Genomic DNA, 16,000 nt, shown 5'->3' on the forward strand with positions numbered 1-16,000 from the left:
GGTGTTTTATTTTGAATAAACAAATAATTAAAGGTTTAGATATAAAAATAACTGGTGAAATACTCGCTCAATCTTCCCCAAAGCGTCAAGGTGGCACATCATTTACCACCTTTCTACAAACAGAAAAAGGGGATTTGGTATGGAAGGTAGCAACAGAGCTACCTTATCGGGAATGGCTAAAAAAAGAAGCAGAGCTAATGGTGCTTCTAAATCAAGAGACAGAACTTCCGATTCCGTTATTCAAGCATTTCCAAGAGCAGCAAGAAAAGAATTCACTTCTAATGAGTAAGTTAGAGGGTGTGCCTTTAAGAGAAGCCTTACACGAAGCAAATACAATCGATGAAAAGAGAACCCTTTTTTTTAGCTTTGGAAATCTCCTAAAATTATTACATTCTACTAGGTCACCAGAAGCATTGTTAACTGAAAAGACCTGGCTTGAAAAACAATTACAAACCGCCACATATAACGTCATGCATTATGAGGTCGACGGCAATGAAGAGCTACTGACCTATTTAAAATTCAACCAGCCTAAGCCAGTACCTCAAACACTTATACATGGGGATTGTACGATTGATAATGTACTTGTGAAGGATGGTAAGGTATATGCTTTTATTGATCTTGCTGGAGTAGCATATGGAGACCCACGGTATGACCTAGCTCTTGCAACTAGATCTATACAATCAAATCCACTTTTAGTAGAAGCTTTCTATGAGGGTTATGATTCTACACCTATTTCAATAGAAGAGTTTAAATATTTTGATGGAGGTCTTTATGAATTTTTTTGAAAATGAGGTGACCTTGAAGTGAAGCTAATAGGTCCATTTATGATGATAGTTGGCGTATGCTGCATAGGGTTTGCTTTTTTTGAATTTTTTACGCTGGATTTTTTTGAGGAACCGCAGTATTTTTGGTTATTCTTTGTAGGTGCTCCCATTATCTTTTTTGGATTTGTTTTAACTGGAATAGGTAATCATAAAAAATTAATAGAACTGAATAACGAGGTAATACGTGAACAAATGGCTGCAGCCAGCCAAGGATGGGAGGAGGGACAGTTAAAAGCGGAAGCCTATTGCTCAAACTGTGGCCATCCTGTTCGTCGGTCATCTAATTTTTGCTCCGATTGTGGTACCTCGCTAAAAGTATAAGTTTGAATTTAAGTCATTATTATGGCTTACCTACTGAAATTCAAGATAAAGGAGTGAAACGATTGGTCGCTTGGAAAACGTTAAGTTCCTCGTATGTTTTCAAATCCCCATTTGGTAATTTAAGAAGAGACATTTGCGAACTGCCAGATGGACAAGTAATTGAAGACTACTATGTAAATGAATATACGGATTGGGTCAATGCGATTGTCCTTACAAAGGAACACGAAATTATTTTAGTAAGCCAATATCGCTACGCAGGTCAAAATATTTTTTTAGAAATCCCAGCTGGAAAGCCAGAGGGACATGAAAGCTATCAGGAGGCAATTCTTAGAGAAGTTCAAGAGGAGACTGGTTATACAACCGACCAAGAGCCGATATTACTAGGCCAATTTTACGTAAACCCAGCTACTCAAACAAATAAGGTATATACCTATTTGATTTTAGATGCATTTCATATTAGTGATCAACAGCTGGATCCTACGGAATTTGTTGATGTTCATATGTTCGATTTTAAGGAAATGCATTCATTGATAGCGAATGGTGATATTCAACAGCTTTTCACCGCTAATGCTTATTATATGGCTTTAGCTTTCTTGAAGGAGAAGGGCATCCAATGATCAAAGGCTTTGCATCTAGAGAAAATACTTTTGGTTATCTAAGTCGTCATCAATCTAATTTTAGAGAAACGCCATGGTTTTATTGCTCTCCAATAGCAATTGGAACACATTTAGGAGAGATGACGGAGGACCATTCTGTCTTATATCAAGAAACTATCCGGTATTGTCTTTTAAATGGACTAAACTTTATTGATACAGCTTTAAATTATCGTGGTATGAAATCAGAAAGAGACATCGGCAAGGTTCTTTTAGAGATAACAGAAAACAAAAAATTGAACAGATCAGAATTTGTCCTTTCTACTAAAGGTGGGCTCCTACCTGGTGATAAAGATGCAGGACTTGTTCCAAAGGATTATTTAGAGTCGGTGCTTTTACAAAATAAAATTATTAAAGAGACAGATATACAAACTGTTGAAACTCAAAAGCACGTACTCACTCCTAATTATTTCCGGTTTGCTTTAGAGCAAAGCAGAAAGCACCTTCATTTGGATACGATTGATATATATTATTTACATGTTCCAGAGCTTTCTATGAAGGTCCTTGGAAAAGATGCATTCTACAACCAGCTGGAGGATTTATTTTACTTTTTTGAGGAACAGGTAGATAAACAAACTATCCGCTTTTATGGAATGGCTACATGGCTTGGACTTATTGGTGATCAGGATGAGAAAGGATATATCTCTTTAGAAATAGCAGAAAGTATAGCCAGAAATGTCGGAGGGGAAGACCATCACTTTAGATTTGTGCAATTACCTGTAAATAGAGTTTTTCCTGAAGCAATCAAAAAGAAAACTCAATCAGTTGCTGGAATTGAAATGACAGTACTCGAAGTAGCAAGACAGTTAGGTATGCACGTAACGACAAGCGCTCCCTTCAACCTAGGCAAAGATATACAAAAAACAGATGATAGCTTGCGATTCCTAATGGATACGAAGGGCATATTATCAACAATGGTTGGTATGAAGCAAATCGACCATGCCAAGCAAAACATAGCAACGAGTAAACGTAGAACCATTCAATAGGAGGATAAATTGAGAACGATCATCAAGCGAGCTTTGTGTCTGTTGTTTCCTTTCGTCATTGGAGCGTATACCGTGGAAGCATTTACTATGTATTATAGCTGGAGCAATCTAGTGTGGAGCATATTAATTAGCTGCTTACTTTTTATCTTTTATATGTATTACTTGGAAACCAAACGAGACTTTTCGGTCTCCATTATTCGGCCCACTGTTAGCTTTATATTAACAGCTACCTTATTATGCTCCTTCTATCTAGGAGGTAGCGCATGGTCTAATTTCATAGAAGAACCTTATAAAGAGATAGCGCCTCTAGCTGCTGGAGCCAAAGCAGAAGAGAAGAGAAGCAGAAAATTATTCTCTTTATTTTCAGGAGACTCAATCCAAAAAAATGTGGAGTCTAAGCAGATTGATAGTATCTCTTATTATTTTGCAGCAGATAATATTGCTTCTGTGCAGGAGTACTCCTCGCTGTTAGCTAAGGAAAAGGCAAAGCTAGATCGGATTTTCGGGTCAGAGCTAAAGGACCCTTTAAAGATTGAAATATACAATGATTCCTCCGCTATTAAGGAAGTGTCCCCTGGAGCAGTAGGTTATTACAAACGTAGGAATCAATCTATTCATCTAATGAAGATGGATGATGAAAAAAGATGGGAACGAATATTATTACACGAATATACCCACTATCGTATTCACCAATTTGCAAAGGTTAATGGATTGAGTAGTAAAATGGAGCATCTGCCTTTTTGGTTCATAGAGGGGCTAAGTGAGTACGTTGGTTATCAGGATAGGGTGATTAACCATGAGATCCTAGGTGGAACAGTGGATTATCGCTTACTAGACACAAATAAAACCATCCCCCCATCACTGGAGCATTATAAAGTATATCTACAAGGCTACTTTACGGTGAAAAAGCTGGATAGTTTATATGGATCAGAAATCATAGCCAAGTTGTTATTATCGGAGTCATTAAATGATTTTTATAACACATTGGAGAAAACTACTGGACAAAGCACAGAGGAATTTCAAAAAACACTTTTAGCAAATTATTAATCTATAGTGCTGGGCCCCTGAACATGTGTCAAGGGTCCTTTTGTAAATCTAAATAACAGTAGTAGGTTAGAAAGTATTTTTGCTCATCGAGGGTGATGACTGGTAAACCCTTAAAGTGCAAGGAGTTCCTGGTTATATTAAGATTTATTTGTTTATTTGCTAATTTTACATATCAAAAGTTGAATTATGTACGTAAACTTCCTTAACACTATTTGGAAGGAGGTAATACCTTGGTGGAGTTAAGAAAAATTAATGAGGACAATTATGAAGAATGTCTAAACTTGCATATAACAGATACCAATGTAGACTATGTAGACACTGTAGCGTGGTCGTTAGCCGAAGCTTGGGTATTTTATGATGATTCACGCCCCTTTGCAATTTATGCCGATAATGTGATGGTGGGCTATGTTTTAATGTATGTGGGTGAAAATAACCCTCAAATCATAAACTTTATGATAGATAGCCGTTATCAAAAAAGAGGCTATGGATCAGCAGCAGCTAGGCTTTGTATTGAATATTTGTGGAAAGAATACAATGCAAGTAGGATTTCCTTACCAGTTAATCAAGAAAATATAACTGCACAAAAATTTTGGAGCAATATAGGCTTTGAAATAACAAGGAATATGGAGAATGGTTATCATTATATGCGACTGTATACACCAGAAAAATATGTCTGAGCATATGAAAATGGAACCGATTTCTATAATCGGGCTCGTTTGTCGAATAAGTCACTACAATAAACTATGGGAAGTAAAAAAACGCACAGACGATAATGTGCGATTTAGCTTGCTAATTTTTCTTTTAATTAAGATGCGAATCATATGCTGAGTAGGGAAGAAAATGATATGCATTTTAGCGTTTTCTCCCCAATAATTGAACCTATTAGTAACATATTCCAGCCCTTTTTAATGCAAATTTATATTCAATTTTTTTATTTTTAACCAAATTATTAATCTTCAAATTGCAGGTATTCTAAAATATTTCCAAAAGGGTCTCGAAAACTAATGAATTTTCCTGGAGGGCAATCAGTTGGCTGATCTATTATAAAATGTACTTCTTTTTCTTTTAAGAATTTAACCTTTTCATAAATATCTTCCGTTTGCAATCCTAATGCAACTCCCGAGGCATTTTGGTTATTGATAGCACTATCATTTTCCTCCAAAACAAGTGGTAAATCTCCGTTAACGAGTGATGCAAGCTTAGGACCATACTGCTTATGTAGTTCAAAACCTAAAGTATTAGTATAAAAGTCAATTGCTTGATTTAAATTTGGCACATAAATGCTTATAACACAAACTTGATTTTTCAAATTAACCCTCCTATTAATAGTTTTTTATACATATTCTACACCACTTAATGATTGTCCTTTTTAGAGGATATAAATTTTCTTAGTCGAATAATATAAGTTAGAAATAATATTTAATAGTTCAGCATTCTAGAAAAAAGGTGGAGTTATTAAGAGTATATTCGTGAATATAATGATTCTTAGGAGATAGATTTGAATAAGATATAGAACACTATCATTCTTGCATCAAATTACAAAATGAGGTGTTGTAATGAAAATCAGAATGCTCTTTATGATTATTGTTGGAATATTATTCGTTCTAGGTTGTGGTCAGGAAACTGTTAATGAACGTCACGAAATATATTTATCAGAAAAAGGTTGGGAGATTAAGAAGTCACTCGAAGTTGAAACATATATATTAGACATTCCTGATGAAATACTTAATAACTATGAAGCGAGTGGAATTACATTTTTACGTGATTATAAAGATGAAGAAGTTATACAGCATACCTATCTGTTAAAAGAAAAAGATGATAATGGAGAACGTTTGCAAGCTGTGATATTCGAAGTTGACAAAGAAATTATTGGGGGCTATGGAGTATTACGGACATGGGAACCAGGCATATTTAACTTAGACGATCAGGAACGTCTCATTAAGGAGCAAATGATTAAGTACCGAAAATAGATACATGTAAATTCAAATAGATATTTCAGATATTTTATAGGAGGTAAAATAATGAATTTGGTTAACGAATTTTTAATTAGGTTAAGAGAAGCATTATCAAAAAACGAGCTCGACGAATTAAATACAGCGCATGGGGCTTCAAAAGAGGATATTAATACCCTCAGGTCAGAATATCCAGAATGTCCAGAATCACTAATCTGTTTACTGGAAAATATAGACGGTACATATTGGCGGGAATATAAAGAAAATGAAATTGCAGTTTGTATTTTAGGCGCTGATGTTGCTGATGGCGAATATCCATATTATTTGCTATCTACACAACAGATGCTCGATAGTTCAAAGGAAGAAGAAGACGTCTCCTATCTATTAGAATATCAAGATGACGAGGAGGCTGTTGACCCTAAGATAAATCCAGAGGGACTGCTACCCGGTAAGTATATTCATTTTGCAGACTGTATGAACAACGGTGGGACATCAAGACTCTTTATTGATTTTAATCCTTCATCTGATGGTGTAAGCGGTCAAATAGTTCGATTTCTACATGATCCAGATGAATACAAAGTGATTGCAGACAGCTTTGAAGAATATTTACAGGATATTATTGATGGTAACTTTATTTTTCTTGATAACGAAGAACAATAATGTAATCTACACTTTTAGTGTTAAACGGGAGGTTGAATGAAAATAAATTCTATAATTAACAATAAAGTTAAGTACATTATTTTGTTGGTTATAATAACTTTTCTTCCTTTTATTAATTTTTTCACTGTTACAGGTTACGCTTGTTCATGTGATCGGCCAAACACCGTGAAAGAAGAATTAGATTTTAGTTCCACAGTTTTCTCAGGAACAGTTGTTGAAATAATTGATGAAAACAAAAATCAGTCCATTTATTCTTCTGCTGATCCTATTGCTGTACATTTCGAGGTAAATGAATATTGGAAGGGGCAGAATCAATCACCAATTACAGTTTATACTGTAAGAAATACGGAGAGTTGTGGCTATGAATTTGAATTGAACCAAGAGTATTTAGTATATGCAAATGAATCAAATGGAGAAATTCAAGTGAATTACTGTTCCAAAACTACTCTGTTGTCTTTAGCAGATAAGGATCTAGCTGAATTAGGAAAAGGTGAAAAACCAATTGAAAAAGTTTTAAAAGACTCAAGTGCTAATAAGGGTGAGGAACAGATATCACCCGAAAGTTCTACAAATATAAAAACCATATATATCAGTCTGCTCTCCTTAGTTTTATTGCTGCTAATTATGTATGTTCTAAAACGAATTAAGGAATCGCCATAATCTTTTATAAATTTTAACAATTCCGCGATTAAAAGCATGATTAAAATGGTTTTTACTGATTGGATGTTTTCGTAATGATCTTTACTTAAATAAAAATTCAAAAAGACGGATAACAAGAAAAAAATGGAGGTGTATTTATGAAAGTAGTTTCTATTATTTTACCTATTTTAGGTGTAATCTTATCTGTCTTCGGAATATTACCTTTTATATTTAATTACCCACATAGTGATAGTCCTGATTCTGGTCCATCAAACTTGTGGGAACTTATTCTTATGATTTCTTATGATGGAAAAGGATGGTATTTATTTGTAGGTATTGCTTTGTTCGTTCTATCCTTTTTCCTGATTTTTAGACTAAGAAAATTACAAGTTTGATTTCTATTCCAAAGACCTCGGTAACGCTTAGAAGGAGCCCTGGATATTTCCCTAGGGCTCCTTCTTACTATTTATAGAGTAGTGGTGTTTATATTTTGCAATTTAGCTCGTTCATGCTGTAAAAGCCATTCTTTCCTCCATAGTCCTCCAGCGTAACCAGTCAACTTTCCTCCAACGCTTATGATTCGATGACAGGGTATCACAATAGGCAATCTGTTTTTGTTATTAGCACTTCCTACAGCTCTTACCGCACGATTTTTCCCAATCGTTTCGGCTATATGCTTATAGGTAGCAGTTGTCGCATAAGGAACTTGTGTAAGTGCTTGCCAAACCGATTGCTGAAATTCAGTGCCCTCATAGTTATAGAGAAAGGTAAATTCCATACGGTCTCCATAAAAATACTCATTTAATTGCTCGATACAAGTATGGAGTATAGGAGGATGATCGGTCTCTAGCGCGCGTTCCACTTCTTTTCTCTCCGTAAAGCGAATAGCATCAATAGCCTCGCTCGTACTTGAGATTTCTAATACTCCAATTGGTGATTGATAGTGTACTTGATACATTATAAGGACCTCCATAGATAAAATGTAGCATATGCCTGCCAGCCTTTCCATCGTTCGGCTAGTTCTTTTAGTTCGTCCATCGTAGGTTTACGGTCAAGGTTTAATTGTTTTTTCAGGGCGTTATGCAATCCAACGTCTGAAATAGGGAAAGCAGAGGACTCTTGTAGGCTTTTCATCAACACATAGTCTGCAGTCCAAGGTCCGATACCTCTTATAGTCGTTAAAAACAAATGCTTTTGTTCAAATGTCTCTAGTTTAAATAATAGGTCCTTGTCTAACTTTCCGCCTTTCATCAGCTGAGCAATACCAATGATATATTCTGCTTTTCTAGAACTAAATTGTAAGGCTCTTAAATCATCTGTTGTTAAAGAAGCAACCATTTCAAAGGAAGGAAATGCATAAAATCTTTTCCCTTCATATTCTACAAAGTCTCCGTATTTTTCTACTAATCGCTTTTTTAAAGTATAGGCAAATGTTAAATTAATTTGTTGACCGATAATGGCCCAAGTTAATGCTTCAAAAAGATTAGGAATTCCCATGATTCGTAAGCCAAAATGGTCTTGAACGATCGGGCTTAATATAGGATCATGTTTAGCGAGCTCATAAAACCCATTCAAATCCGTAGTCAGATCAAACCATTCCCTTATAAATGAAATAATCTGCTCTTTTTGCTTAGCAGAAGGTGTAGTAAGTGGAAATCGTACATGTAGAGCATCAGGTTTCCATTCAATTATAAACAAAATGGGCTCATCATCATCTAATTTAATAGCTTTATAAATAGAGTAATTTATTACTTGGTGCACTGTTTCTTGTTCCGATCTCATTAAATGAGCTAGACATTCCTCGAAGCTAAAGTCGGGAGGTGTGGGTATATTTAGTGTATCAGGTTGTAGGATCTCATTCATATTTGCGAACTCCTCCATTGTTTACGATATTCACTAGGTGAGGTCTGTAAGGAATTTTTAAAAGCTTTATAAAAAGTTGATGTACTTTTAAAGCCAGTTTTCAATGATATTTCTAGGTTTGTATTATCTGTATTCTTCAATAAATCGATTGCTTTTTCTATGCGAACTTTTTCTAAAAACGTACGTGGACTCTCGGACGTTACATGTTTAAAGACTCGTTCCAGATGGAATGGACTTACTCCGATATGTAAAGAGAGGCTCTCAAGCGTTAATACCTGCTTGTAATTGCAGGTCAGAAAAGAAATGACTTCGCTTACTAGCACCTCTTGTGGCGCAAGTTCTATATCAGGCTTGCATCTTTTACAGGCTCGAAAACCAGCATTCTCTGCCTCAGATTTGGTTTTATAAAACTGTACGTTTTCCTTTTTGGGTTTTCGAGATTTACAGGAAGGTCTACAATAAATTTTAGTAGTTTTAACAGCTGTATAAAAACATCCGTCATAATTACTATCGCAAGACATGAATCTTTGCCACATTTCCTCAAAAGAAAGATTTGCTCTAGCCACGAATTTTCACTCCCTTTTTCAGTAAATTTTATTCATCATATCATATAACTTTTATCGTTTGTAATTGCCCTATGTCTACTTTAACAAATATAGGAGAAGGAATCGTCTTAATTCTTGCTATTATGGTCCAATATTCGTTGTTATTTTCTGAATTTTTAGTTGACTAATTTAAAGGATAATATTAATCTGTAATAAAAGTATCACATAATTTAAGTTTTACGTTTGGTATTTGTTATATAAATGCTGGTTGCGTATTGAGGCTAATAAAATGACATTTTATTAAAATTTGTTGAGGTATAAAGCATTTGTTTACTTGTGAATTCTAGCATGTTATATAACTTTTATTTCGAGTCGTTTTTATGGTGTTATGAGTTATTTTCGTAAAGCATAGCTTAAATAAAGGAGGAATGTAAGTGAGCGTAGTTTTAACTTCACAAGAAGAGCAGCAGAGAATGGATCGTTTTATGGAACGAATTGAATTGGGAGATAAGATTGAAGCCGATGATTGGATGCCAGAGGAATACAGAATCACATTAATTAAATTGATTTCTATGCATGGGATGAGTGAAATAATGGGCGCTTTACCTGAAAAGGAGTGGGTGCCACGTGCTCCTTCTCTATCTAGAAAGCTTGGCATTATGGCAAAAGTCCAAGACGAAATGGGCCATGGGCAGCTGCTGCTTAGAGTGACAGAGGATTTACTTAAACCATATGGAAAAAATAGGGCTGATTTGATGCAGGATCTCTTTAAAGGGGATCTCAAGTTCCACAATGTGTTTCATATGGGTACGAAAACTTGGGCAGATGCTGGGATTATCGGGTGGCTTGTAGACGGAGCGGCTATTATTACACAGACTAATATGCTAAATGCCTCGTATGGTCCATATGCAAGAGCGCTACAGCGAATTTGTGCAGAAGAGGTATTTCATGCGCAACACGGGGAATCAATTATCATGGCTCTGGCAGAAGGTACAAGCAAACAAAAAGATATGATACAGGAAGCACTAAATCGTTGGTGGGAACCACTACTTATGTTCTTCGGTCCCGCATCTAAAGAAACCACTGGCTCCTCTAAACAGGATTTAACTATTAAATATAAGATAAGAACGAAAACAAATGAAGAATTTAGGCAAATTTTTTTTGATAAATACATCCCTAGAATTTTGTCTTTAGGGCTGACTGTACCTGACCCAAGCTTGAAATTTGATCAAGATAGCAATACGTGGATATACGAGCAACCTGATTGGAATGAATTTAAGAAAATCATAAAAAACGGTGGTCCTAGATCAGAGGCGCGATTAAATTTAAGAAAAATCTCTTATGAAAATAATGCATGGGTCCGTGATGCGCTTAGTGCGACAGTAAGCTAAGGAAGGAGGGTTAAAATGAACGAAGAAAAGGACTTTTATCAAGAATATGAGATATTCAGCAAACGTACCCCAAGCTCTGCTTTTTTACATCAGTTTAGTTTACTCGCTCCAAATGAAGATATGGCTTTTATAATGGCACAAGAAAACTTTATGAGAAGAGAACCGGTAGCTGATATATGGATTGTTAATCGTAAGCATATACGAAAGCTTGAACAGGAAGAAAAGCAAACATTAATAAGGTTAGACAACAAGGATTATCGAACGACCAAGGGATACGGCTACTTAAAGAAAAAGTGGCGCCAATATGAGCAGCAAATTTTAGATGAAAAAGAAATACTCTCTTGGGGAGGGGAGCGGAAATGACTGTTGAGATGAATAAGGAATATAGGGAGGCAATAGCCAGCTTGCTTTTTCAGTTAGCTGATGATGATTTTATGTATGCCTATAGGGGATCCGAGTGGTTAGGCCTAGCTCCACACATAGAAGAAGATGTAGCTTCCTCATCCATTAGTCAAGATAGCATGGGGCATGCTGTCATGTTTTATAACCTTTTAGAAGAATTAGGTTTAGGAAACGCAGAAGATCTTGCACATATGAGGGTCTCTACTAAAAGAAAGAATAGTATATTAACGGAAAGAGCTAACGGGAAAGGCTCTTACATGGAGGTCCCTCAATATGATTGGGCTTTGCAAGTAGTCAGAAGCTATTTTTATATGACTGCCAAAAAGGTTAAAGTCGATTCCCTGTGTTCTAGTTCATATATTCCTTTGGCTGAAATTGCTAAAAAGGTAAAGATGGAAATTTACTACCACCGCTTACATTGGGAAACATGGTTTAAGCAATTATTGGGTTCAACCGACTTAGCTAAAAAGAAAATGACAGATGCCATTTTATTAGTTAGTGATGACTTTGCTGATTTTTTTTCCTATGGAGCAGACAAGGAGATTATAGAAAAGCATCAGTTAATAGAACCTGAGAATGTATTAATAGAAAGATGGCTACAAGTTGTAACTCCTACATTTGAATCTCTTCAGCTGTCGAAGCCTAATATATCTACCATACCAACTAAAAACGGCCGTAATGGAGAGCATTTGTATGACTTAGATGAGGCGCTTGAAACTCTTTCAGAGGTATATAGGGTGGACCCTGCAGCATCTTGGTAAGGTTCAAATGGAAAAGGGGTGACAAGGTTGAACCAAAGTTTAATAGTTTCAAAAAATTTAGTAACAAGCGCCCTATATAAGGTAATGGATCCGGAGATAGACTCGGTTAGTATTATGGATCTTGGTATGGTGGGGGAGATAAAAATAGATGGGGCTAAAGTTTATATCCATTTATTACCTACCTTTTTAGGCTGTCCTGCCCTCGAAATTATAAAAAGTAATACGAAGGCTGCAATTGAAAAAATACCAGGTGTGCTAGGAGTCGAGGTAGATTTTATTTATCATCCACCATGGACTTCGGAAAGGATTACGAAACAAGGTCATTTAAATTTAAGAAAATTTGGAATAGCACCTCCACCTCAATTTAAGGAAGATGATAATGCTTGGCATGTGGACTGCGCTTATTGTGGTTCTACCTATACAACTTTAGAGAATCTCTTTGGTCCAACAGCTTGCAGAAGCATTCTATACTGTAAAAACTGCAAAAATGTATTTGAAGCAATGAAACCAATATCTACGATTATGTAAAGGAGGATTATGAATGGCTAAATTAGTCGCGATGTATAAGCACCCAGAAAACAAAAAGGAATTTGATGAACACTATTTTAATGTCCACTCTCCCATTACACAAAAAATCCCAGGTTTACGAGAAATGAAAGTAACTAAATTTACGGGTTCTCCAATGGGGGGAGAAACGGAATATTATTTAATGTGTGAAATGATCTATGAGGATATGGATTCCTTAAAAGCTGGATTAAAATCACTGGAAGGAAGGGCTTCAGGAAAGGATTTAATGGGCTTTGCAGGAGACTTGGTTACGCTAATGATAGGCGAGGATGCTTAAATGGTCTTCCATTTCATAGAAACAAGCATTAAAGATCAAATCGGGTTAATCGAATTAAATCGTCCTGACCGTCTCAATTCTTTAAACAGAAAAATGGTTAGAGAGATAATAGATGCACTGCTAGCATTGGAAAAGGAAAAAGAAGTTCGAGTAATAGTAATAACAGGAAGAGGCAGGGCATTCTCAGCTGGTGCCGATATTGAGGAAATGATGGGAGATAATCCGATTAGTCTTGAGTTATTGGATCAGTTTTCAGACTGGGATCGTTTAGCTACTATAAAAAAGCCGATTATTGGAGCAGTGAAAGGATTTGTCTTTGGTGGAGGCTTTGAGCTTGCTCTTGCCTGTGACCTTTTGATAGCTGCCACAGGAACGGAATTTTCATTCCCAGAGGTAGGCCTTGGAGTAATGCCGGGCGCTGGTGGTACGCAAAGGTTGACGAAGCTAGTCGGAAGAACAAAGGCTCTAGAGTGGCTTTGGACGGGGGAAAGAATATCAGCAACCACTGCTCTCGACCATGGCATTATAAACAAGATAGTAGCGAGCGAGCTACTTATGGAAGAAACAATGAAGCTGGCCAACAAGCTTGCTAAACAACCGCCCATTTCTCTCCGTCTCATAAAGGACTCCGTTAACAAGGCGGTAGATTATTCCCTCCATGAAGGTATGCAATATGAAAGAAAAAATTTCTATTTGCTATTTGGTACCGAAGATCAAAAAGAGGGAATGAATGCATTTATGGAAAAAAGAAAACCGAACTATAAAGGGAAATAGCGAGGTGTTGAGAGTATGTATGAGACTATTAAGTTTGAAGTGAAAAATGGAGTAGCATGGATTACCCTTAACAGACCAGATAAGCTAAATGCTTTTACCTGGGATATGAATCGAGAACTTAAGATTATCTTTAAATCGGCATCAGCTAACAAGGAAGTACGATGCATCGTGTTAACTGGAGAAGGAAGAGCATTCTGTTCAGGGCAGGATTTAGCAGAAGTAGATGATCAGATGGATCATGGTAATCTACTCAGAGAGTCCTATTATCCAATGCTTCTCCAGTTACGGCAATGTGAAAAGCCAATAGTAGCTGCTGTTAATGGAGTAGCAGCAGGAGCAGGGCTTAGTCTAGCGTTGGCATGTGACTTCAGAGTGATTTCTGAAAAGGCGAGCCTCATCAACGCCTTTATACATGTAGGACTTGTACCTGATTGTGGGAACCTGTACTACTTAACGAAACTAATAGGGCATGCGAAAACGTTAGAGCTATCTATATTAGGAGAGAAGGTTACGGCACAAAAAGCAATGGACCTAGGTTTAGCAAATAAGATAATACCTATGGAAAGCTGGGAAACCGAGGTAACTAACTTTGCAGAACAACTTGCATCACTACCAACAAAAGCAATTGCTCTTATAAAACAAAATTTGAAAGCGGTTTCAGATATGAGGTTAGAGGATTACTTAGAATTAGAGGCACAAACGCAACGTATTGCCGGCCTAACATCTGATCACCAGGAAGGTGTTGAAGCCTTCTTACAAAAAAGAAAACCTGTTTTCACAGGAAAATAAGGAGTGGGTATTTTGACAACTGTTAAAGACGACAAAACAGAAAAAGAAACTATTAAAAGAGAATTTTATCATTTAATAATAGATGGAGAAAAAATGAAAGGGACGAATGGTGAAACGATAAAAACCTACAATCCGGCAACAGGCGAGCTAGTTGCAGAAGTTGCAAAGGCTTCAAAGGAGGATGCAGAAAAGGCAATCGCTGCTGCACGTCATTCATTTGATCATGGAAAGTGGAAAATGTATCCCGTTGGTCGAAGAGCACAAGTGTTAAATAAAATAGCTGCTATCATGCGATCTCGATTTAATGAATTAGTAGAACTGGAGATTTTAGATACCGGAAAATCACTACATGCAGCTCAGGGCCAAGTAACACAGGCAATAGAGGATTTTGAATTTTATGCCGGTGCGATCGTTGGACATAGAGGTACGGTTAATAACGTACCTGGTCAGTTTCATAACTACACTGAAAAGGAGCCTGTTGGCGTATGTGCACAGATTATACCGTGGAACTACCCACTAATGATGGCTGCCTGGAAGGTTGCTCCGGCAATAGCGGTAGGCTGTTCGGTTATTGTAAAACCCGCATCCTTAACTCCTCTCACTGCCATTGTACTAGGGGAAATTTGCCTAGAGGCAGGCGTGCCAGCCGGAGTGGTCAACGTCATTCCAGGATCGGGGACGGATATAGGCAACTATTTAGTTGAGCACCCCCAAGTAGATAAGGTTGCTTTTACAGGGTCCACGCCTATTGGAAAGGACATCATGGGGAAGGCATCTGAAAGCTTGAAACGAGTAACTCTTGAATTGGGGGGGAAGTCTCCAAGTATAGTATTTTCTGATGCCGATATTGATGCCGCAGTAGATGGCTCCTTGTTTGGTATTTTCTATAACTCTGGTCAATCCTGTGAGGCTCGTTCTCGATTATATGTTCAAGAGGAAATCTACGAGGAATTTATGAGTAAATTTGTAGAAAAGACAAAAAGGCTTCAGTTAGGAAATCCTTTTGATAAAGGAACGCATATGGGAGCAATTATAGATCAAACACAGCTGGACACTATAGATGGATATGTTCAGTCAGCGATTAAAGATGGGGCTGAAATTCTTGCAGGAGGTCATAAATGCTCTCCGAAGGGATATGAGAAAGGATTTTGGTTTGAGCCGACTATCATTACTAATGTCAATCACGACATGAATGTAGTGAAGGAAGAGATTTTTGGACCGGTTGTGGTAGTAATGAAGTTTAAAGATGAAAAAGAAGCTATTAAGCTAGCTAATGATACTAATTTTGGTCTCGGATCTGCGGTTTGGTCTAAAGACGGAGCCAAAGCGACAAGAGTAGCTAATCAAATAAAAGCCGGAATTGTAATGGTAAATTGTCCGTTTTCTGCATTTCCAGGCACTCCGTTTGGGGGCTATAAGCAGTCAGGCTTTGGTCGAGAGCTTTGTATTGAAACATTAGATTTATACACGGAAACGAAGAGTATTTTATCATATTATGGCAGCCGTCCTTTGAACCCTTTAGGACTATAAAATAACAGGACAGGAGCTA

Annotated in this window: 22 protein-coding genes; 18 read left to right on the forward strand and 4 right to left on the reverse strand. The window is 36.8% G+C overall.

Annotation, left to right across the window (positions count from 1 at the left end):
* Positions 1-11: 11 nt before the first annotated feature.
* From M3627_RS03970 to M3627_RS03995, 6 genes are all read left to right on the forward strand, one after another.
* Entirely contained in the window at positions 12-785 is a 774-nt protein-coding gene (locus M3627_RS03970; protein WP_251553017.1) for a phosphotransferase family protein, read from the forward strand.
* An 18-nt stretch (positions 786-803) separates the two neighbouring features.
* Entirely contained in the window at positions 804-1,145 is a 342-nt protein-coding gene (locus M3627_RS21025; protein ID WP_251553018.1) for a zinc ribbon domain-containing protein, read from the forward strand.
* A 62-nt stretch (positions 1,146-1,207) separates the two neighbouring features.
* Entirely contained in the window at positions 1,208-1,762 is a 555-nt protein-coding gene (locus M3627_RS03980; protein ID WP_251553019.1) for an NUDIX hydrolase, read from the forward strand.
* On the forward strand, positions 1,759-2,784 hold the full coding sequence (locus tag M3627_RS03985) for an aldo/keto reductase (protein WP_251553020.1): 1,026 nt from the start codon (positions 1,759-1,761) through the stop codon (positions 2,782-2,784). The genes M3627_RS03980 and M3627_RS03985 overlap by 4 nt, the downstream gene beginning before the upstream one ends.
* Positions 2,785-2,793: 9 nt before the next feature.
* Positions 2,794-3,831: a collagenase gene (locus M3627_RS03990; RefSeq protein WP_251553021.1), complete on the forward strand. Its 1,038-nt coding sequence runs from the start codon at positions 2,794-2,796 to the stop codon at positions 3,829-3,831.
* A 233-nt stretch (positions 3,832-4,064) separates the two neighbouring features.
* A complete protein-coding gene (locus M3627_RS03995) occupies positions 4,065-4,508 on the forward strand; it encodes a GNAT family N-acetyltransferase (RefSeq protein WP_251553198.1) in 444 nt (147 codons plus the stop codon).
* Between the two features lie 272 nt (positions 4,509-4,780).
* Here M3627_RS03995 and M3627_RS04000 read toward each other — a convergent pair whose 3' ends face one another.
* A complete protein-coding gene (locus M3627_RS04000; RefSeq protein ID WP_251553022.1) occupies positions 4,781-5,140 on the reverse strand; it encodes a VOC family protein in 360 nt (119 codons plus the stop codon).
* A gap of 247 nt (positions 5,141-5,387) precedes the next feature.
* Between M3627_RS04000 and M3627_RS04005 the strand changes: the two genes are divergently transcribed.
* The 4 genes from M3627_RS04005 to M3627_RS04020 all read left to right on the forward strand — a co-directional run bounded on the left by M3627_RS04005 (position 5,388) and on the right by M3627_RS04020 (position 7,477).
* Positions 5,388-5,801 carry a DUF4830 domain-containing protein gene (locus tag M3627_RS04005; RefSeq protein ID WP_251553023.1) on the forward strand — a complete coding sequence of 138 codons (414 nt, stop codon included), beginning with the start codon at positions 5,388-5,390 and terminating at the stop codon, positions 5,799-5,801.
* Positions 5,802-5,852: 51 nt separating this feature from the next.
* Positions 5,853-6,443, forward strand: a complete 591-nt coding sequence (locus tag M3627_RS04010; RefSeq protein WP_251553024.1) for an SMI1/KNR4 family protein — start codon at positions 5,853-5,855, stop codon at positions 6,441-6,443.
* Positions 6,444-6,608: 165 nt separating this feature from the next.
* Complete coding sequence (locus tag M3627_RS04015) at positions 6,609-7,103, forward strand: hypothetical protein (protein ID WP_251553025.1); 495 nt, start codon at positions 6,609-6,611, stop codon at positions 7,101-7,103.
* Between the two features lie 137 nt (positions 7,104-7,240).
* On the forward strand, positions 7,241-7,477 hold the full coding sequence (locus M3627_RS04020; protein ID WP_251553026.1) for a hypothetical protein: 237 nt from the start codon (positions 7,241-7,243) through the stop codon (positions 7,475-7,477).
* Between the two features lie 71 nt (positions 7,478-7,548).
* On the opposite strand, the gene M3627_RS04025 is transcribed toward M3627_RS04020, so the two are convergent.
* From M3627_RS04025 to M3627_RS04035, 3 genes are read right to left on the reverse strand one after another with little or no spacing between them, the layout of a single operon-like run.
* The gene (locus M3627_RS04025; protein WP_251553027.1) at positions 7,549-8,040 is read right to left on the reverse strand and encodes a methylated-DNA--[protein]-cysteine S-methyltransferase; all 492 of its coding nucleotides are present in this window, start codon (positions 8,038-8,040) and stop codon (positions 7,549-7,551) included.
* Entirely contained in the window at positions 8,040-8,945 is a 906-nt protein-coding gene (locus M3627_RS04030; protein ID WP_251553028.1) for a DNA-3-methyladenine glycosylase family protein, read from the reverse strand. Before M3627_RS04030 ends, M3627_RS04025 begins: the two co-directional genes overlap by 1 nt.
* The gene (locus M3627_RS04035; RefSeq protein ID WP_251553029.1) at positions 8,942-9,511 is read right to left on the reverse strand and encodes a bifunctional transcriptional activator/DNA repair enzyme AdaA; all 570 of its coding nucleotides are present in this window, start codon (positions 9,509-9,511) and stop codon (positions 8,942-8,944) included. Before M3627_RS04035 ends, M3627_RS04030 begins: the two co-directional genes overlap by 4 nt.
* Positions 9,512-9,963: 452 nt before the next feature.
* Between M3627_RS04035 and paaA the strand changes: the two genes are divergently transcribed.
* Genes paaA through M3627_RS04075 form a run of 8 tightly spaced genes read left to right on the forward strand, consistent with a single transcriptional unit; the run spans position 9,964 to position 15,981 of the window.
* Complete coding sequence (gene paaA, locus M3627_RS04040) at positions 9,964-10,881, forward strand: 1,2-phenylacetyl-CoA epoxidase subunit PaaA (RefSeq protein ID WP_251553199.1); 918 nt, start codon at positions 9,964-9,966, stop codon at positions 10,879-10,881.
* 15 nt (positions 10,882-10,896) lie between these two features.
* Complete coding sequence (gene paaB / locus M3627_RS04045) at positions 10,897-11,244, forward strand: 1,2-phenylacetyl-CoA epoxidase subunit PaaB (protein WP_251553030.1); 348 nt, start codon at positions 10,897-10,899, stop codon at positions 11,242-11,244.
* Positions 11,241-12,044, forward strand: a complete 804-nt coding sequence (paaC, locus tag M3627_RS04050; RefSeq protein WP_251553031.1) for a 1,2-phenylacetyl-CoA epoxidase subunit PaaC — start codon at positions 11,241-11,243, stop codon at positions 12,042-12,044. The genes paaB and paaC overlap by 4 nt, the downstream gene beginning before the upstream one ends.
* A 27-nt stretch (positions 12,045-12,071) precedes the next feature.
* Positions 12,072-12,572, forward strand: coding sequence for a 1,2-phenylacetyl-CoA epoxidase subunit PaaD (gene paaD / locus M3627_RS04055; protein WP_285841629.1), 501 nt, complete (start codon positions 12,072-12,074; stop codon positions 12,570-12,572).
* 13 nt (positions 12,573-12,585) lie between these two features.
* Positions 12,586-12,888 carry an EthD family reductase gene (locus tag M3627_RS04060; RefSeq protein ID WP_251553032.1) on the forward strand — a complete coding sequence of 101 codons (303 nt, stop codon included), beginning with the start codon at positions 12,586-12,588 and terminating at the stop codon, positions 12,886-12,888.
* Positions 12,889-13,662, forward strand: a complete 774-nt coding sequence (locus tag M3627_RS04065) for an enoyl-CoA hydratase/isomerase family protein (protein WP_251553033.1) — start codon at positions 12,889-12,891, stop codon at positions 13,660-13,662. It abuts the gene before it with no gap.
* A 15-nt stretch (positions 13,663-13,677) separates the two neighbouring features.
* A complete protein-coding gene (locus tag M3627_RS04070) occupies positions 13,678-14,451 on the forward strand; it encodes an enoyl-CoA hydratase-related protein (RefSeq protein WP_251553034.1) in 774 nt (257 codons plus the stop codon).
* A gap of 12 nt (positions 14,452-14,463) precedes the next feature.
* Positions 14,464-15,981, forward strand: coding sequence for an aldehyde dehydrogenase family protein (locus M3627_RS04075; RefSeq protein WP_251553035.1), 1,518 nt, complete (start codon positions 14,464-14,466; stop codon positions 15,979-15,981).
* Positions 15,982-16,000: the final 19 nt, after the last annotated feature.

Source organism: Psychrobacillus sp. MER TA 171 (assembly GCF_023713305.1).
GTDB lineage: Bacteria > Bacillota > Bacilli > Bacillales_A > Planococcaceae > Psychrobacillus.

What these genes read in the sequence shown, in the direction of transcription:
- M3627_RS03985 (WP_251553020.1), top strand. Translation starts at nt 1,759, where the DNA reads ATGATCAAAGGCTTTGCATCTAGAGAAAATACTTTTGGTTATCTAAGT.
- M3627_RS04005 (WP_251553023.1), top strand. Translation starts at nt 5,388, where the DNA reads ATGAAAATCAGAATGCTCTTTATGATTATTGTTGGAATATTATTCGTT.
- M3627_RS04010 (WP_251553024.1), top strand. Translation starts at nt 5,853, where the DNA reads ATGAATTTGGTTAACGAATTTTTAATTAGGTTAAGAGAAGCATTATCA.
- M3627_RS04020 (WP_251553026.1), top strand. Translation starts at nt 7,241, where the DNA reads ATGAAAGTAGTTTCTATTATTTTACCTATTTTAGGTGTAATCTTATCT.
- M3627_RS04025 (WP_251553027.1), bottom strand. Translation starts at nt 8,040, where the DNA reads ATGTATCAAGTACACTATCAATCACCAATTGGAGTATTAGAAATCTCA.
- M3627_RS04030 (WP_251553028.1), bottom strand. Translation starts at nt 8,945, where the DNA reads ATGAATGAGATCCTACAACCTGATACACTAAATATACCCACACCTCCC.
- paaA (WP_251553199.1), top strand. Translation starts at nt 9,964, where the DNA reads ATGGATCGTTTTATGGAACGAATTGAATTGGGAGATAAGATTGAAGCC.
- paaB (WP_251553030.1), top strand. Translation starts at nt 10,897, where the DNA reads ATGAACGAAGAAAAGGACTTTTATCAAGAATATGAGATATTCAGCAAA.
- paaC (WP_251553031.1), top strand. Translation starts at nt 11,241, where the DNA reads ATGACTGTTGAGATGAATAAGGAATATAGGGAGGCAATAGCCAGCTTG.
- M3627_RS04060 (WP_251553032.1), top strand. Translation starts at nt 12,586, where the DNA reads ATGGCTAAATTAGTCGCGATGTATAAGCACCCAGAAAACAAAAAGGAA.
- M3627_RS04065 (WP_251553033.1), top strand. Translation starts at nt 12,889, where the DNA reads ATGGTCTTCCATTTCATAGAAACAAGCATTAAAGATCAAATCGGGTTA.
- M3627_RS04070 (WP_251553034.1), top strand. Translation starts at nt 13,678, where the DNA reads ATGTATGAGACTATTAAGTTTGAAGTGAAAAATGGAGTAGCATGGATT.